Source organism: Pseudomonas sp. GOM7 (assembly GCF_026723825.1).
In the GTDB taxonomy this organism is placed as follows: Bacteria; Pseudomonadota; Gammaproteobacteria; order Pseudomonadales; family Pseudomonadaceae; genus Aquipseudomonas.
In genome coordinates this window covers 1,679,104-1,697,322 of the sequence record NZ_CP113519.1, presented here as the reverse complement: position 1 = coordinate 1,697,322, position 18,219 = coordinate 1,679,104, and the positions used below count along the sequence as shown (strand labels likewise).

Annotated in this window: 12 protein-coding genes; 6 read left to right on the top strand and 6 right to left on the bottom strand. The window is 64.5% G+C overall.

Translation table 11 applies throughout. The features are described from left to right. Positions 1–21: 21 nt before the first annotated feature. Positions 22–1,509 (bottom strand): polyphosphate:AMP phosphotransferase, encoded by a 1,488-nt coding sequence (pap, locus tag OU800_RS07620; protein WP_268182545.1) that lies wholly within the window; start codon positions 1,507–1,509, stop codon positions 22–24. 288 nt (positions 1,510–1,797) lie between these two features. On the opposite strand from pap, the gene mnmC reads away from it, so the two are divergent. After that, positions 1,798–3,759, top strand: a complete 1,962-nt coding sequence (gene mnmC / locus OU800_RS07615; RefSeq protein ID WP_268182542.1) for a bifunctional tRNA (5-methylaminomethyl-2-thiouridine)(34)-methyltransferase MnmD/FAD-dependent 5-carboxymethylaminomethyl-2-thiouridine(34) oxidoreductase MnmC — start codon at positions 1,798–1,800, stop codon at positions 3,757–3,759. A 58-nt stretch (positions 3,760–3,817) separates the two neighbouring features. On the opposite strand, the gene OU800_RS07610 is transcribed toward mnmC, so the two are convergent. After that, positions 3,818–4,711 (bottom strand): DMT family transporter, encoded by an 894-nt coding sequence (locus OU800_RS07610; RefSeq protein ID WP_268182540.1) that lies wholly within the window; start codon positions 4,709–4,711, stop codon positions 3,818–3,820. 149 nt (positions 4,712–4,860) lie between these two features. On the opposite strand from OU800_RS07610, the gene OU800_RS07605 reads away from it, so the two are divergent. From OU800_RS07605 to OU800_RS07590, 4 genes are all read left to right on the top strand, one after another. Beyond that, entirely contained in the window at positions 4,861–6,771 is a 1,911-nt protein-coding gene (locus OU800_RS07605) for a DEAD/DEAH box helicase (protein ID WP_268182537.1), read from the top strand. Between the two features lie 20 nt (positions 6,772–6,791). Further along, positions 6,792–7,691, top strand: a complete 900-nt coding sequence (locus OU800_RS07600) for a LysR family transcriptional regulator (protein ID WP_268182535.1) — start codon at positions 6,792–6,794, stop codon at positions 7,689–7,691. A gap of 106 nt (positions 7,692–7,797) precedes the next feature. Continuing rightward, positions 7,798–8,985: an MFS transporter gene (locus OU800_RS07595; RefSeq protein WP_268182534.1), complete on the top strand. Its 1,188-nt coding sequence runs from the start codon at positions 7,798–7,800 to the stop codon at positions 8,983–8,985. Between the two features lie 68 nt (positions 8,986–9,053). Continuing rightward, positions 9,054–9,449, top strand: coding sequence for a GFA family protein (locus tag OU800_RS07590; RefSeq protein ID WP_268182531.1), 396 nt, complete (start codon positions 9,054–9,056; stop codon positions 9,447–9,449). A 267-nt stretch (positions 9,450–9,716) separates the two neighbouring features. On the opposite strand, the gene OU800_RS07585 is transcribed toward OU800_RS07590, so the two are convergent. The 4 genes from OU800_RS07585 to bglX form a co-directional block, all read right to left on the bottom strand. Beyond that, positions 9,717–10,250 carry a cytochrome b gene (locus tag OU800_RS07585; RefSeq protein ID WP_268182528.1) on the bottom strand — a complete coding sequence of 178 codons (534 nt, stop codon included), beginning with the start codon at positions 10,248–10,250 and terminating at the stop codon, positions 9,717–9,719. 172 nt (positions 10,251–10,422) lie between these two features. Continuing rightward, positions 10,423–12,969, bottom strand: a complete 2,547-nt coding sequence (gene mdoH, locus OU800_RS07580) for a glucans biosynthesis glucosyltransferase MdoH (protein WP_268182526.1) — start codon at positions 12,967–12,969, stop codon at positions 10,423–10,425. Next, positions 12,962–14,521 (bottom strand): glucan biosynthesis protein G, encoded by a 1,560-nt coding sequence (locus OU800_RS07575; protein ID WP_268182524.1) that lies wholly within the window; start codon positions 14,519–14,521, stop codon positions 12,962–12,964. Before OU800_RS07575 ends, mdoH begins: the two co-directional genes overlap by 8 nt. A 236-nt stretch (positions 14,522–14,757) precedes the next feature. Then, entirely contained in the window at positions 14,758–17,052 is a 2,295-nt protein-coding gene (gene bglX, locus OU800_RS07570) for a beta-glucosidase BglX (protein WP_268182522.1), read from the bottom strand. A 177-nt stretch (positions 17,053–17,229) separates the two neighbouring features. Between bglX and OU800_RS07565 the strand changes: the two genes are divergently transcribed. Further along, a complete protein-coding gene (locus tag OU800_RS07565) occupies positions 17,230–18,105 on the top strand; it encodes an AraC family transcriptional regulator (protein WP_268182519.1) in 876 nt (291 codons plus the stop codon). Positions 18,106–18,219 lie beyond the last annotated feature (114 nt).

The window sequence follows — 18,219 nt, the reverse complement described above, 5'->3', positions numbered from 1 at the left end:
GTCGATCAGCGCGACAGAGCATCAATCCTTGGCGAACGCCGCTTCGATGGCCTCGTTGATGGTGCGCAGTACCTTGACCCGAGCGAAGCGCTTGTCGTTGGCCTCGATCAGTGTCCAGGGCGCGATCTCGGTGCTGGTGCGGTCGACCATATCGCCCACGGCATCGGCGTAATCGTCCCACTTGTCACGGTTGCGCCAGTCCTCTTCGGTGATCTTGAAGCGCTTGAAGGGGATCTTCTCGCGCTCCTTGAAGCGCTCCAGTTGCGTCTGCTGATCGATGGCCAGCCAGAACTTCAGCAGAATCACCCCGGCGTTGGTCAGCTCCTCCTCGAAGTCGTTGATCTCACCGTATGCACGCAACCAGTCAGCCTGGCTGCAGAAGCCCTCGACCCGTTCCACCAGCACGCGGCCATACCAGCTACGGTCGAAGATGGTGAAATGCCCGCGCGCTGGGATATGCCGCCAGAAGCGCCACAGATAGGGCTGAGCGCGTTCCTCTTCGGTCGGCGCCGCCACCGGCACGATACGGTACTGACGCGGATCCAGCGCGCCCGTGACGCGGCGGATGGCGCCGCCCTTGCCAGCGGCATCGTTGCCCTCGAAGACGGCGAGCAAGGCGTGCTTGCGCATGCGTTTGTCACGCATCAGGCCGGACAGGCGCGCCTGTTCGGTGGCCAGTTGTTCCTTGTAGTCGTCCTTGTCCAGTGCCTGGGTCATGTCCAGGCTGGCCAGCAAACCGCGATTGTCCAGGCTGGAGACCAGCGGCGCCGAATGTGGCTGCAACTTCGCGCCCTGCGGATTGGCCAGCGCCGCCTGCAGACCTTCGAGCAGAATGCGCCCGACGGTGAGACTGCGGTAATAGTGATCGACACCCTCGACCACGTACCAGGGCGCGTAGTCGCGACTGGTGCGGCGCAAGATACGCTCGCCGTAGCGCACGAACTTGTCGTAGGTCTTCGACTGCTGCCAGTCCAGCGGGCTGATGCGCCAGCTATGCAGCGGGTCGTCCTTGAGCGCTTCGAGGCGCGCCTTCATGTGCTTCTTGGACAGGTGAAACCAGAACTTGAAGATCAACGCACCCTCGTCGCAGAGCATGCGCTCCAGGCGCTCGGCACCGTCGATGGCCTGATCCAGCACGGCATCCTTGAAGTGGCCATGCACCCTGCCCTGCAGCATCTGGCTGTACCAGTTGCCAAAGAACACACCCATACGCCCTTTCGGCGGCAACTGTCGCCAATAGCGCCAGGCCGGTGGCCGCGCCAATTCTTCATCGGTCTGTATATCGAAGGTGCTGACCTGAATCAGCCGCGGATCCATCCACTCGTTGAGCAGTTTCACCGTCTCGCCCTTGCCGGCGCCCTCGACGCCGTTGATCAGCACGATCACCGGAAAACGCGCCTGCTGCTTGAGCTCGTACTGTGCCTCCAGCAAGGCCTCGCGCAGCGCCGGCTCTTCGGCCTCGAACGTCTCTTTATCGATACTGCGGCCGATTTCGGCGGACTCGAACATGCAATGGCCTCCCTGGAATGGTCATGACAGCCTAACGGATAGGCGGCGACTTTGCCTGACGGCGGCTCGACACGAATTGACCTGCGCCGGGTAAACGACCGGCGCAGCGGTTAGCAGGCTGTTGAAAAACTACCTGCGTTGCCATTGCTACGTTAAAAACAGCCTCAAAATGCTCATTTACAACACGTAAACTGCGCTTTTTCGGCTGTTTTTGCCTTGCACTGGCTGCCTCGCCTACGTTTTTCAACAGCCTGCTAGAATCGCCGCCTGTTTTACCGGAAGCTCATCATGTCCGATGCTCACAACGCCCAGCTCGACTGGGACGAACACGGCCAGCCGCTGTCGCGCAGCTATGGCGACGTGTATTTCTCCCGCGCCAATGGCCTGGAGGAGACCCGCCACGTTTTCCTCGCCCATAACCAGATCATAGAACGCTGCCAGGCCCTGCCGGCCGGTGGAAGACTGGTGATCGGCGAAACCGGCTTCGGCACCGGGCTCAACTTCCTCTGCGCCTGGCAGGCCTTCGCCGAGCACGCTCCAGGCGATGCGCGGCTGCACTTCGTCAGCGTGGAGAAATTCCCCCTGACCCAGGCGGATCTGCAACGCGCCCTGAACCTGTGGCCGGAACTGGCGCCCTACGCCGAGCAGTTGCTGGCGCAGTACCGCGCCATCCATCCTGGCTTCCAGCGCCTGCTGCTGGGCGGCGGTCGTGTGGTGCTGACGCTGATGATCGGCGACGTGCTCGAATGCCTGCCGCAGCTCGATGCGCAGGTCGACGCCTGGTTCCTCGATGGTTTCGCCCCATCGAAGAACCCGGAAATGTGGACTCAGGCGCTGTTCACCGAGCTGGCGCGGCTGTCGGCACCGGGCGCGACACTGGCCACCTTTACCAGTGCCGGCTTCGTTCGGCGCGGGCTGATCGAGGCAGGTTTTGCTGTGGTGCGGGTCAAGGGCTTCGGCCACAAGCGTGAGATGCTCGCCGGCCCCTTCCAGGGCGAACCGGCCCAGCGCCCTGCCCCCTGGTTCGCCCGCCCGGCACTACCGGCCGGCGAGCGCCGGGCCGTGGTGATTGGCGCCGGCCTGGCCGGCTGTGCCACTGCGGCGAGCCTGGCCGCACGGGGTTGGAGCGTAACCCTGCTGGAGCGTCACGACGATGTCGCCCGCGAGGCGTCGGGCAATCCGCAAGGGGTGCTCTATCTGAAGCTGTCGGCCCATGGCACCGCGCTGTCGCGGCTGATAGTCGCCGGTTTCGGCCATACCCGCCGCCTGCTCGAACGCCTGCAACATGGCACTGACTGGGATGCCTGCGGCGTGCTGCAACTGGCCTTCGATGCCAAGGAAGCCGAGCGCCAGGGCAAACTGGCCGCCGCCTTCCCCAGCGACCTGCTGCTGCCGCTGCCCCAGGCCGAAGCCGAAGAGCGCGCCGGCATCGGCCTGCCGGCCGGTGGCCTGTTCTACCCGGATGCCGGCTGGGTGCACCCGCCGGCACTGTGCCGATACCTGGTGCAGCATCCATTGATCGAACTGCGCCCCTATCAGGAGGCGTTGAGCCTGAGCCGACAGGATGACCACTGGCGCGTCGAAGGTCAGAACGGCGTGCTAGCCGAGGCGCCCGCTCTGGTGCTGGCCTGCGCCGCCGAGATCGGCCGCCTGTTGCCACAAGCGAACCTGCCGCTCAAACGCATTCGCGGGCAGATCAGCCGCCTGCCGGCCAGCGAGGCCAGCAGCGCGCTGCGTACCGTGGTCTGCGCCGAAGGTTACGTCGCGCCCGTGCGTGCTGGGGAGCACACCCTGGGCGCCAGCTTCGACTTCCACAGCGATGACCTTGCCCCCAGCGTGGCCGAGCATGCCGGCAACCTCGACCTGCTGCGGGAGATATCCCCTGATCTGACCGAACGTCTGGATGCCCAGGCGCTCGACCCCACCACCCTGCAAGGCCGCGCCGCCTTTCGTTGCACCAGCCCTGACTACCTGCCGTTGGTAGGCCCGCTGGCCGAGCAGTCGGCATTCGCCGAGGCCTACGCCGTGCTGGCCAAAGATGCCCGCCAGATGCCGGATGTGCCCTGCCCCTGGTTGCCGGGGCTGTATATCAACAGCGGCCACGGCTCGCGCGGTTTGATCACCGCGCCACTGTCGGGCGAGCTGATCGCCGCCTGGCTGGAGGACGAACCGCTGCCAGTGCCGCGCGACGTGGCCGAGGCCAGCCACCCCAATCGCTTTATGCTGCGCACGTTGATTCGCGGGAGTTGATCGACGGTGCGCAAGTTGGCGCGTAGGGTGCGCCGTGCGCACCGAATCGATCCAGCCATTAAACCCTAGCCTCGACAAGCACCGGCCTGGGCTTGCGGAACACCAGCACGTTACCCAGCATCACCAACCCCAGGCCAAGCAGCGCCGGGGCTGTCCATTGGTAGCCTTCCAGGAATACCGAGATGTTTAGCGCCACCACCGGGAACAGCACGGTGCAGTAGGCCGCGCGCTCCGGCCCCATGCGTCCGACCAGGGTCAGGTAGGCGGTAAAACCAATCACCGAGCCGGGAATCGCCAGGTACAGCAGCGAGCCGACATAACGCAGATTCCACTCGAAAGCGAACGGCGTGCTGCTGACCAGGCAGATCACGACCAACATCGAGGCGCCATATAGCATGCCCCAGGCATTGGTGGTCAGCGGCTTGAGCCCAGCCTTCTGCTGCAGGCTGGAGAGCATGTTGCCGGCAGAGAAGAACAACGTGCCGCACAGCGCCAGGCCGATGCCCAGCAGGCTTTCGCGGCTGGCCTCGTGCCCGGCCAGCTCCGGCCAGAACAGCAGCCCAAGACCGACCAGCCCCAACGCACCACCGAGCAATACATTGGCGGCGATGCGCTGCTTGAAGAACAGCCGCGCATTGATCGCATTCCACAGGGTTGCAGTGGAGAAGATCACCGCGATCAGCCCGCTGGGGATCCACTGGCTGGCAGTGTAGAAGCACAGAAAATTGAGGCAGAACAGGCACAGTCCCTGCACCAGGCAAATGCCTTGGCCACGACGATCCAGTGGCTGCAGGCGACCACTGAAGCAGAGCATGGCGAACAGCACGGCCGCGGCCAGGGCGAAGCGATAGGCGATGGAGGCAGCCACGGCCACCTCGCCCATCTGTAATTTGATGGCGATCCAGGTGGTGCCCCAGATCAGGACGGTCAGCAGGTACAGAGACAGGTTCATCAAGTGTTCTCCAGGACTGGGCACAGTCTGGAGCCGGCGCGCACCCTGCGCTTGCATGAAGTTGCGCATTTTTCAAAGCGCCATCACTGCCTGCCATCGCGCGCGAAGCTTTATCATGCGGATTTCGTCAGCCAGGTCATCTTCACCGCATGCTTTCTGCCGTCGCGCGCTACAAACAATTGTTGTCCACCACCCTCGCCCGCTATTTCCCCCGCACCACCGCCTACCTGCGCGCCGAGCGCGAGGCCGCGCAGCCACGCAAGCCCGTGCGCAAGCAGAGCAAGAAGAAATCTACCGCCAACAAGAAAAGCGGCAGCAAGGCCACCGGCGGCAAACCCGGCCCCGCCGGCATCTACCCCAGCACCCGGCTGAAGATCGAAGAGGCGCAGGTGCAGGCCATGCGCGAGCGCGTGGCCCAGGCGGTGAGCGCCGGGCTGATCGGTGCACCATCGGACGAGCAGTGGGCGATGATTCTTTGCCGCGCCCCGCTGGCGCGCATCTTCGCCGGCGCCGGCTCGGGCAAGTCGAGCACTCTGGTACTGCGTGTGGTGTTCCTGCTCTGCCACCTGGAGGTCGAGCCACAGCGCCTGACAGTGATCTCCTTCACCAACGCCTCCTGCAACGAACTGCGCGAACGCCTGCAACGCCTGCTCGACTTCTGGCACTACCCGCACGACGCGCGCCAGTGCGTGCGCACTTTCCACGCGGCCATGGCGACGCTGGCCAAGGAGCGCCTGGACAACCCGCGCTGGTTCGAGCAACTGGACGACCCCAGCGACGAACCGGACAACCCGTTAGCTGGTGGGCGCCTGCGCCCTGCGCAGCAGCGCCTGCTCAAGCAGGCTTACCAGCATGCCTACGCCGGTGATGCGCGCTTTCGTGCCCTGACTCACCGCCTGCTCGAGCTGCCCGCTCCCGAGGAGCCTCCCAAGGGCAAAGCCAAAGCGCCGCTGGATACCTGCAAACTGCCCGGCGAATTCGCCGCCCTGCCATTGTTCGAGCTGCTGCACGGGCAGATCGATTTCGCCGAGAGCCTGGGCATTCGTCTCGATCGCCTGGACGTGAAGACCCTAAACTGCACCGCGCGCGAACACGACGTCATCGAAGCCATGCAACGCTTCCACCAGCACTTCACTAACCTGCTGCACAGCCAGGGGTTGATGTGCTTCAACGGTGCCTTCGCGCAACTGAGCGAAGGATTGAGCACCGACAACGGCAAGCCTGGCCCGGCCCTGCTCGCCCTGAGCCACCTGCTGATCGACGAGTTCCAGGACATCTCGCCGCAGATCGTGCTGTGGCTGCAGGCCGTGCACCGCCGCCTGCACCGCGCGGGCGAGCGCATCAGCCTGATGGCCATTGGCGATGACTGGCAGTCGATCTACGGCTGGCGTGGCAGCTCGCCGGAGCTGTTCATCGACTTCGACCGGCACTTCCCCAGCCGTGGACGCGGCAAGAGCACCACCCTGCTGCTGAGCACCAACTACCGCAGCATCGAGCCAGTAATCCGCGACGGCGAAAAGGTACTGGCAGGTGTTCAGACCAAACAGGGCAAGACCTGCATCGCGGCCAGGGCCATGCAACCGGGCGATCATGGTGTGAAGCTGATCCTGCGCTTCGACCTGGCCAGCGGACTGCCGGCACTATTGAAGGAAATCACCGCGCAGTGCCAGCACGTCAGCCAGCGTCGCAACGCGGATCGCACCGCCGTGCTACTGCTCAGCCGGCGCAACGAACCCTTGCAGCAGGTGCGCGCGCAACTGGACAAGACACTGCCGGTCAGAACCCTGACCATCCACCGCGCCAAGGGCCTGCAGGCCGAGGTGGCGATCATCCTCGATGACTGCCTACCGGTGGATAAACACCCGCTGCGCAACGCGCTCTATGCCCAGTGCGGCTTTTTCCGCCAGAGCTACGACCAGGCCATGCAGGACGAAGCCAGGCGCCTGGCCTACGTGGCCATCACCCGTGGCGTGAGTCGGGTGCTGTGGTACACGCGCAAGGCTCAGGGCGTTACGCAATGCTTGGCAGCCAGCCGGGCAATCGCGCAAGCTGCGGACTGATCGGCACTTCGGGATTTTCCATGGACAAACTGCTGGCTCTGCGCACCTTCGTCGCCACCGTCCGCTGCGGTGGCTTTTCCGCTGCGGCGCGGCAACTGGGGCTGGCCACTTCCTCGGTGACCCGCACGGTCAACGCCCTGGAGCAGGAGCTGGGCTGCGTGCTGCTCAACCGCAACACGCGCCAGGTCAGCGTCAGCGAGGCCGGACGGGACTATTTCGAGCGCGCCCTGGCCATCCTCGATGCGCTGGACGAAGCCGATGCCGCCGTGGCCGACAAGGGTGAAGAAGTGCGTGGCCACCTCGCGGTGAGCATGCCGGTGGAGTTCGCCCGACGCATCGTCGCTCCGCACCTGGGCGAGTTGCTCACCCGCCACCCACAACTGGAACTGACCCTGCGGGTCACCGATGAAGTGGTCGACCTGCTCGGCGAACGTATCGACCTGGCCCTGCGCCTGGGTTCTTCCATCGTCAGCGACGACGTGGTCAGCCAGCGCGTCGGCAGTTTCCGGCGCTGGCTGGTGGCAAGCCCACAATATCTCGCTCGCACCTCACCCATCGCCCATCCGGATGCACTCCAGGCACACACCTGTCTGCAGTTCGACTATGGCAGAGCGACCCGTTACTGGCGCTTCGAGCAGAACGGCACGACGCTACAGGTGCCCATCACAGGGCGCCTACACAGCAACAACGCCGATATCCTGCGCCAGGCTGCCCTGGCCGGCCAGGGGGTCGCACTGCTGGCGGACTGGCTAGTGCGTGAGGATGTGGAAAGCGGCAAGCTGCAGCGCCTACTACCAGAACATGAAGTGGCCCCTGGGCCCCACGACGGTGCCATTCATCTACTGTATCTGCCCAATCATCGGGGCTCGAAACGCATCGCCGCCTTCAGTGAATTCCTCCAGGCGTTGCTGCAAGGCTGAAAGTCTTTGCGCACTGCGCAACGCACTGTTGCTGGACGAGTGGATTCTCCGCCTGGCGCCACATCCCTAACCTTGCGCCTGCCTTCCCTTTCGCCGAGATACCAGCATGACCAGCCAGAGTTCCTCGCTCACCCACGAATCTCCATCCCTGCCACAAGCCCTGGTGCTGCTGTTCGCCCTGTGCTGTGGTGCCATAGTCGCCAACCTCTACTATGCCCAGCCGATCATCGAGCTGATCGCTCCGGATGTCGGCCTGAGCGCCGAGCGCGCCAGCCTGATCGTCTCACTGACGCAGATCGGCTATGCCCTGGGTCTACTGTTTCTGGTGCCGCTGGCGGATCTGCTGGAAAGCCGCCGGCTGATGCTGATCACCACTGCCGCCGCCCTGCTCTGCCTGCTTGCAGCGGCCTTCGCGAAGCAGCCGGATCTGTTCCTCGGTCTGGCACTGCTGATCGGTTTGAGTTCGGTTTCGGTGCAGATGCTGATTCCCCTGGCCGCCAACCTGGCACCGGAGGCCAGCCGTGGCCGCGTGGTGGGCAATATCATGAGCGGCCTGTTGCTGGGCATCCTGCTGGCTCGCCCCTTGGCCAGCCTGGTGGCCGGTGAGTTCGGCTGGCGTGCGGTATACCTGATGGCGGCTGCCCTGATGCTGCTGATCACCCTGGTGATCGCCACTACCATTCCACGCCATGTCCCCAGCCATCGCGCCAGCTACGGGCAATTGCTGGCTTCGCTGGCGCACCTGCTGCACCGCTATCCCACATTGCGCCGCCGCGCGCTCTACCAGGCCATGATGTTCGCCAGTTTCAGCCTGTTCTGGACGGCGGCGCCGCTGGAGTTGGCGCGTCATCTGGGCCTGAGCCAACAGGACATCGCCCTGTTCGCCCTCGCCGGTGCCATCGGCGCAGTTGCGGCGCCCATTGCCGGGCGCCTGGCCGATGCCGGCCATACCTGGCGCGCCAGCCTGGTGGCACTGATCCTGGCCCCGCTGGCCTTCGCCCCCAATCTACTCAACCATGGGCTGGGCTGGATCGGCCTGGTCGCTACCGCCATCGTGTTGGATTTCGCCGTGCAGATGAGCATGGTGCTGGGCCAGCGCACCATCTACGCCTTGGAGCCGCAGAGCCGCGCCCGCCTCAATGCGCTGTACATGACCAGCATCTTCATTGGCGGCGCCATCGGCTCGGCACTGGCCAGCCCGATCTACGAGCGCTTCGGCTGGCAAGGCACGGCCTTGCTGGCCGCCGCACTGCCGCTGCTGGCCCTGGGCAGCTTTCTGCGCAGCGGCAGGTGATCGCACCCGCCGAGCGACTGTGCTTCACTCGCGGTACGAAGCCCGGCCAGGATTAAGGAGGCATTGCCATGGCAACCATGAAGATTCACGAAGGCGGCTGCCTGTGCGGAAACATCCGCTTCGCCGCCAAAGGCCAGGCGCTGCGGCCGCACACCTGCTCATGCCGGATGTGCCAGCGCCACTCCGGGGCGTTGACCCAGAGCTGGGTCGAGTTCGCCGCCGACCAGGTCGAGTGGATCGGCCCAGGTGGAGCACCGGCCACCTGGCGCTCGTCGGAGTGGTCGAGCCGGGCGTTCTGCCCGGTGTGCGGCAGCACCATCGGCGCCATCGACGACGAACCGACGCTGGCCATTGCCGTGGGCGTCTTCGACTCCCACAAACGCAAAGCACTGGCGCCGCAATACCATTCCTACGTTTCCAGCCGCCCCCGCTGGTGGTGCTTGCAACAACCGGATCAGGACTGAAGGCTGACACGCAGCGTGCCATGGGGCGGCCCGCACATTTGCCGCCATACATGGTGGCAAAAACGGCAGGCAACAAAAAACCCGCCGAAGCGGGTTTCTTCCCAACCATCCAACATCCTGTCGGTAGCCATCTTGGCCTGGTCATCTTCCGTGATCCTCAGCGATCCATCGCTGCAGGGGATGTGTGTAGATTAGAGATCTCACCGGGATGGCAGAAGTGGCGCTTACCGTCATGACGTGTAAGACATTCGCCATAGACGAGCAGGATCATTTCCCGATCATGCGTGCCAGCACGTCTTCGCCGCCCTGGTGACGATGGATGAACGCCATCGCCACATGGCCGATGATAAGTGCCAGCAGCAGCCAGCCGAGGTTGCCGTGAAGCAGGCTGGCCGGCGCGATCATCCATTCGATCTTGCCGTCGCTGAAGCCCGGCATGAGGGTCATGCCGAAGGCCACGAACTCGCGGCCAGAGCCGTACTGACGAAGCAACGCGATAAAGGGAATCACGAACAGCAGGCCATAGAGCGTCAGGTGGCCGAGCCGCGCCAGGCTACTGACCGCTGTCGGCCGCCGGTTGCGACTGTAGAACGCCCACCCCAGGCGAATCACCACCAGAATCATCAGCAGCAGCCCGGTTGCCTTATGCGTGCTCCAGGCGAAGGAGTCCAGCGCACTGTCCGGCAAGAGCACATGTGCCAGCACGGTCACGAACTGCCAGCCAAGCAGGACAGCCATGCTCCAGTGCAGCAGACGGGTGACGGTGCCATAGCGCTGCGCGCAATCATGCAGATTCGACATCGTGGTTCCTCTTCAATGTCATCGACGAAATCGCTGCCAGGCCAACGAGCCCTGGTCGTGCAAAAGACCCGATGCACAGATCATAGTGCCCGTGCTGCTGGCATTAACAGGGGGTTCAGGTGTTAGCGGGTATGTCGAGCCCTTGCCGATATCGGCAAGGGCTCGTGGGCCATCAGCTTTCGCGCAACGCTTCGCGGGCCTCGCGCCAGGCATGGTGCTGCGGCTCCTGCCAGATACGGGCGTGCAGGCGGGCCATGCCGTCGGGGTCGTTGAGCAGACGCCAGCGCGTCGCTTCGACACGGCCTTCGGGGCCGGCGGCAAGGATTTCCTCGATGCGCTCGTCGCGTAGCGCTTCGGCGGCCGGAACCACCTTGGCATGGCGGGCACGGGCCATGGCGCAGACCAGGGCGTTGTACAGCGGGTCGACCACCGCCCGGACGAAGCCCTTGCGCAGCGCCCGCGCGCTGTTCAGGCGCTCGTATTCAGCGGTGTTGCTCAGCTCACGCGGCACCTCGTGCTCCTCCGGGATGAGGAACAGCTTGCCGCGCCGCGCTGCCAGACCGGGCGCGGTACGGCTGGTGAGCACCGACACCACTGGCGAGAGGATCAGCGACACGACGATGGGCGCCAGCCACCAGAGGAAGTCGGGGTTCAGCCAGGCGACCAGCGCCGTCCAGCCGAGGCCGATGAGCACCTGCGAGCCATGCCGGCGAAACGCTTCGCTCCAGGGCGTGGAATCATCCACCCGTTGCGGCGAGTTCCACTGCACGGACCAGCCGAGGAAGGCGGCGGTGACGAACAGACTGTGGAATAGCATGCGCACCGGCGCCAGGAGCACCGAGCAGGAGGCCTCCAGCAGCATCGACAGCAGCACGCGCATGCGCCCGCCATAGGCTTCGGCGCCCTGAATCCAGATCAGCAGCACGCTGAGCAGCTTGGGCAGGAACAGCAGGGTCATGGTGGCCGAGAACAGCGCCACTGCCTCCTGCGGTTGCCAGCGTGGCCACAGTGGATAGAGCTGGTTGGGCTGCAGGAAGTACTCCGGCACCATCAGCGTATGGATCGCCAGCAGGCAGGTGGACAGCACCAGAAACAGCAACCACAGCGGTGCCGAGAGGTAGGACATGACGCCGGTGAGGAATACCACGCGGTGCACCGCGTGCATGCCGCGCACCAGGAACAGGCGGAAGTTCATCAGGTTGCCATGGCACCAGCGCCGGTCGCGCTTGAGCTCGTCGAGCAGGTTCGGCGGCAGTTCTTCGTAGCTGCCAGGCAGGTCGTAGGCGATCCACACGCCCCAGCCGGCACGGCGCATCAGCGCAGCCTCGACGAAGTCGTGGGAGAGGATGGCCCCGGCAAACGCCCCCTTGCCCGGCAACGGCGCCAGAGCACAGTGCTCGATGAAGGGTTTGACCCGGATGATCGCGTTGTGGCCCCAGTAGTGCGACTCACCGAGCTGCCAGAAGTTGAGGCCGGCGGTGAACAGCGGGCCGTAGACGCGCGTGGCGAACTGCTGCAACCGGGCATAGAGGGTGTCCATGCCCGAAGCCTTCGGCGCGGTCTGGATGATCCCGGCACCGGGGTTGGCCTCCATCAGGCGCACCAGGCGGGTCAGGCATTCGCCACTCATCACGCTGTCGGCGTCGAGCACCACCATGTAGCGGTAGTTGCTGCCCCAGCGCCGGCAGAAGTCATCGATGTTGCCGCTCTTGCGCTTCACCCGGCGCCGGCGACGGCGGTAGAAGATATGGCCGAAGCCTTCCACCTCACGGCACAGCTCCATCCAGGCCTGTTGCTCGGCCACACAGATGTCCGGGTCGTTGCTGTCGCTGAGGACGAAGAAGTCGAAGTGCTCGAGCTGGCCGGTGGCCTTGAGCGACTCGAATGTCGCGCGCAGGCCGGCGAACACGCGTGGCACGTGCTCGTTGGCAATGGGCATGACCAACGCGGTACGGGCCTTGGGCGAAATTGGCTCATCGCCGCAGGAGGTGGCGGAAATGCTGTAGCGATCACGCCCCTTGAGCAACTGGAAGAACCCCATCAAGGCTGTCCAGAAGCCCATCGACACCCAGCAGAACAGCAACGCGAACAGCGCCAGGATGCTGGTCTGCACCACGTAAGGCAGGATCTGCCGCGCCGACTCCAGCCAGGGCTGCTCGAACACCAGGCGCAGATCCACCAGCGACCAGCCCTGATAAGGCAGCACCGATTTCATGTACCAGGTGGCAACCACCGTCTGCACGATCATCAGCACCATCAGGGCGGCACGGCGCACTGCGGCCACATGACGCCAGTGCTCCTCACTGAAGTCCTCCGACTCGCGGGTACGCGGGCGTGGCGTATGCTGGCCGCTCTTCAGGCGCCACCAGCCGCGCTCGAGGATGTTGGTCTGCCAGGGCTCGGGCACCATGCGGGTGCGCTTGATCGGCGGGGTCGACTCGATGGTCGGCCGCCCCTGGTGATCCTGCACCAGGCGGCAGCCACGCTCCATGGCGTCCGGCCAGGCCATGGACAGGCGCACGGGAACCGACTCGAGCAGTTCCCGGGTTTCCTCCTCCACCACCGGCGAGGCGGCTTCAGGGGCCTGCAGGGCATGGTGCAGCTCGGCCAGATCGCCGCCCTCCTCAAGGCGGCGCTCCAGTTCCTGTTGCTGAGCCTGGTCCAGGGGCAGTTCTTCCAGGTACTCCTGGATCAACGTGGCATCGGGGGACTTATTCATGGGCAGGTAGCTGATAGCTCCAGGTTTCCGACAGGGGCTTGCCGTCCTCGATCAGGGCAGCACGCATTTCCACCGGCTGCGCCGGATCCTTGACCTTGACCCGCAGCGTCAGGCGCCAACCCTTGCTCACCGGGTTGTAACGCAGATTCTTCTCCACGATATCGGCGTTGCCGTCGACGCTGATCTGCGGCTCGATGGGCGCATCGGGCTTGCGTTCAGCCAGTACCGGGCCGGCGAAGTCCACCACCAGGGCGGTGCTGCCATCGGGCTGACGGATCAGGTTGGCCTGTTTCACGTCGCCCTCGGACAGACGGGTCTGGGTGACCATGGCCAGCTTGGGATCATGCAGCTTGGCATCGTCGCGACTGAAATGCAGGCGGTAGTGCACGTCCAGCGCCTCACCGGGGGCCGGCTGCTGATCCGGGCGCCACAGCGCGACGATGTTGTCGTTGGTTTCATCGGGCGTGGGAATTTCCACCAGCTCGACCTGGCCCGGGCCCCAGTCCCCCACGGTTTCCACCCAGCCGCTGGGACGCAGCTCGTAGCGGTCGTCGAGATCCTGATACTGGGCGAAGCTGCGGCCACGCTGCATCAGACCAAAACCACGAGGATTGTCGATACGGTAGCTGCTGACATTGAGGCGCTTGGGGTTGTTCAGCGGGCGCCACAGCCACTCACCGTTGCCGGCATGGATGGCCAGGCCATCGGAGTCGTGCAGCTCGGGGCGGTAGTTGGGACGCGGCCAGGGCTGGTTGGCGCCGAACAGGTACATGCTGGTCAGCGGCGCGATACCGAGTTTTTCCACCGGCTCGCGCAGATAGACCTTGGCCTGCACGTCGAGCACGCTATCGCGGCCCGGGTCGATTTCCATGCGGTAGGCGCCGGTGGCACGCGGCGAATCCAGCAGAGCGTAAAACAGCAGGGTGCCACGGTCAGGCTGCGGCTTCTCGATCCAGAACTCGGTGAAGCGCGGGAACTCCTCGCCGGACGGCAGTGCGGTGTCGATGGCCAGGCCGCGGGCGGACAGGCCATAGACCTGGCCCTTGCCGACGATGCGGAAATAGCTGGCGCCAAGCACGCTCATCACCTCGTCCTGCTTGCCCGCCTCGTTCAGGGGGTGAACGACCTTGAAGCCGGCAAAGCCCAGATCCTTGAGGTCGTCCGGGTTGAGCTTGAGGTCGGAGAAATCGAACATCTCCGGCGAGTACTTGATTTCATGGGTGCCCGTGGCGGTCACCTCGTTGATTTTCACCGGCACGTCGAAGTGCATGCCCTGATGGAAGAAATACAGCTGGAAGGGCGTCTTGCCATCTCTCCAGTGTGCATGATCCTCACGGAAGCGGACTTTTTGGTAATCGGCGAAAGGCAATTCGCGCAAAGCAGCAGGCAGCCGACTTTGCGGGGCACTGTAGCGTTCTGCGGCGAGCGCCTTGGCCTTGACGGCCACATCATCCAGGTCGAAAGCCCATGCGTGTGCGGCAAACAACAAGGGCAAAGTACTCAGAATCAACCGGCCGGTCTTGCCCAGACGGGTTGCAGAACGACGACTCATTGACACACAGCCTCCAAGGCATACGGATTGACGCGCAGCGAGCACCCCACGGGTTGCCGCTGCACGGGGATCAAAGTTGGGCGAAAATGGTGCAAGGGAAAACGCAGAAACGGCATGCTGACACAGACGAATGCTGGCCAATAGCATGCACGTTTTTTCTGCGCATTATTACCAGATCGCGATGCCCAGCACAGGGGCTCACACAGGTATATTTTTCGCCTCCTTGAGCCGCCCCCTCAACGGCGCGGCAATAGCTCGAAACGGGCCTCCTGCACGGTCTCCGAATCCAGGCCAAGCTGAACACGGAAAGCACCTGGCTCGCTGACATGGCGCAGGCTGGCATCGTAGAAACGCAGCATGGGTTCGTCGATGTCGAAACTCAGCTCACGCGCCTCGCCTGCCTCAAGCTTGACCCTGCGAAAATCCTTGAGTTCCTTAACCGGACGGATCACCGAAGCGGCCTCGTCACGCAGATAGAGCTGCACGACCGTAGCACCGGCGCGGCTTCCAGCGTTTTTCAGGGTCACGCTGACACGAATCTTTTCGTCAGGCCCCATGCGCTCGGCGGACAGCTTCGGTGCCGAAAGCTGGAAGTCGCTGTAACTCAAACCGTAGCCGAACGGATACAGCGGGCCGTTGGGCTCCTCGAAATACTGCGAGGTGTAGTTGCCCGGCGTGCCGGGAGTGTAAGGGCGGCCCAGACGCAGATGGTTGTAATAGGTGGGAATCTGCCCCACCGAACGCGGGAAGGTGATCGGCAGCTTGCCCGACGGGTTGTGGTCGCCGAACAGCACATCGGCGATGGCGTTGCCGCCTTCGATGCCGCTGTACCAGGTTTCCAGCATGGCGTCGGCGTTTTCCTTCTCCCAGCCGAGCGCCAGTGGCCGGCCGTTCATCAGCACCAGCACCAGGGGTTTGCCGGTGGCCTTGAGGGCACGCAGCAGGGCCTGCTGACTGTCGGGCAGATCCAGGCGAGTACGGCTGGAGGACTCGTGCGACATCCCACGCGCCTCGCCCACGGCAGCGACGATGACGTCGGCCTGAGTCGCGACGCGCACGGCCTCTTCGAGCATTTCCTGCGGCGTGCGCTTGTCCAGCACCACTTCCGGGCGATCCCAGTTGAGCTGGTTGAGGTAGTTGATCACATGGGCGTCATCGGTGACGTTGGCACCGACGGCATAGAGCAGCTTGCCGTGGCCTTTGAGGGCCGTCTCCATACCCTTGCGCAGGGTCACCGCCTGCTCGGCCACGCCGACCGCCGACCAGCTACCAAGCATGTCCACCGGCGAGTCGGCCAGCGGGCCGATCAGGGCAACGGTGGCGTTCCTGTTCAGCGGCAGGGTGTCACCATGGTTTTCCAGCAATACCAGGGAATCGCGCGCCATGGCACGAGCATCGGCACGGTGCAGGCGGCTTTCGGCATTGACGTCGGCCGGATCGTCCTCGGCGCGGCCGATGCGGCGGAAAGGATCATGGAACAGGCCGAGTTCGTACTTGGTGCTCAGCACGTGGCTGACGGCCTCGTCGAGCACCGCCTGCGGCACCACGCCGTCGCGCACCAGACCCGGCAGTTCCTGATCGTACAGGGTGTCGGCCATGCTCATGCCAACGCCTGCGGTGATGGCCAGGCGCGCAGCTTCGCGGCCATCTGAAGCAACACCGTGGCGAATCAGCTCAGTGATGGCACCGTGATCGCTCAGCGCCACGCCCTTGAAGCCCCAATCGCGGCGCAGCAGGTCACGCAGCAGCCAGGTATTGGCCGAAGCCGGCACGCCATTGATGGCATTGAGCGCCACCATCACCCCGCCGGCACCGGCCTCGATAGCCGCGTGGTAGGGCGGCAGGTAGTCCTGGTACATGCGCATCGGGCTCATGTCCACCACGTTGTAGTCACGCCCCCCCTCCACCGCGCCGTACAGAGCGAAGTGCTTGACGCTGGCCATGATGTGCTGGGGCGAACTCAGATCGTCGCCCTGGTAGCCCTTGACCATGGCGGCGGCGATCTTCGACACCAGATACGGATCCTCGCCGAAGCCCTCGGAAGTGCGCCCCCAGCGCGGATCACGGGAAATATCCACGGTGGGCGCGAAGGTCATGTCCAGGCTGTCGGCGCTGGCCTCGAAGGCGGCGATGCGCGCGCTGTTCTCGATGGCCGGAATGTCCCAGCTCGAAGCCAGACCGAGGCCGATGGGGAAGGTGGTGCGATGACCATGGATGATGTCGTAGGCGAAGAAGATCGGAATACCCAGGCGGCTGCGCATGGCGGCTTCCTGCATGGGCCGGTTCTCCGGGCGGATCACCGAGTTGAAGGTGGCGCCGATGCGCCCGGCGGCGATTTCCTCACGGATGCGCTCGCGCGGCATGTCGCCGCCAATGCTGATCAGGCGCAACTGACCGACCTTTTCTTCCAGCGTCATGCGCCCGATCAGGTCGTTGATGAAGGCATCCTTGTCATCCAGCGAGGGGGCAGCCAGGGCGAGAATGGGGGGGCAGAGCAGAGAGGCAAGAGCGAACGAGCGCAGTGGTTTCATCGAGGGCAGCATCCAACCGGGAGTCATTGTTCGAGTGGCCGCCAAGATACCCCGACTCAAGGCATCGCGCGTTGCGGCGAAGGAAAAATTATTCACTTGCACAGACTTGCGCTTTTTATCGCGAAGGACTGGCGTGCCGGCCTAGTGAGCGTAGCATCCCCTGCAAAGGAGACTTCGATGGCGCAACTCGAACACCTGCAGGTATTCCAGACCATGAGTCGCTCGCCCAATGCGCGACTGCACGGCCTGGCCCATCTGGGCGACGGTCTGGCCCTGGCGCGCTGGAGCAACGCCCATGACGTACGCGACTACCTCGCCCCCAGCCATCATACCCTGTCATGCTACCTGAGCGGAGGCACCGGTACTTTTCGCCGCGAGCATCCGGGCAACAAGGGTGCCCCGGATCGCCTGTGCATCATGCCGGCCGAACACGAGTCGGCCTGGATCATCAATGGCCAGATCCAGCTCGTCCACCTCTATGTGGAGCAGGAGCGCTTCGCCCTCGGCGCGGTTACCTTGCTCGACCGTGAACCGCGCAGCCTGCAACTGCAGGAAGCCACCTTCCTCGAGGATGCCGAGCAGGCGGCGCGCTTTCGCCAGCTATGCCGGCTCGACTGGCAGGAGCCCGGCGAACGCCTGCTGACCAGCAGCCTGGCGCATGAGTTGCTCGACCACGCCCTGCTGAACCAGGTTGGGCTGCGCCCGGGCCTGCGCCTGAAAGGCGGCCTGGCCCCGGTGCAACGCCGCCGTCTGCGCGAACATATCGAGCAGCACCTGGCCGAACCGCTGTCGCTGGGCGAGCTGGCAAGCCTCTGCGCGCTGTCCGAATACCATTTCGCGCGGATGTTCCAGACCAGCTTCGGCCTACCGCCACACCGCTACGTGCTGGCCCGTCGCCTGGCCCGCGCCTGCCACCTGCTGCGTCACTCGCGCCTGCCACTGGGCGAAGTCGCTATGGCCTGCGGCTTCGCCAGCCCCAGCCACTTCAGCAACCGCTTCCGCCTGGCGCTACGCGCAACGCCAGGCCAGTACCGTGCCGCCTTCCAGGGCTGAGCCTCTCTCGCCCGCAAGCGGGCTTCTGAGCGAGTGGTCACGGCTGCGCGTCGACAATCTCGCCAAGGCGCCTGCTAATCACCGCGCGGCTATGCGAAAATCTGCGGCTTTGCA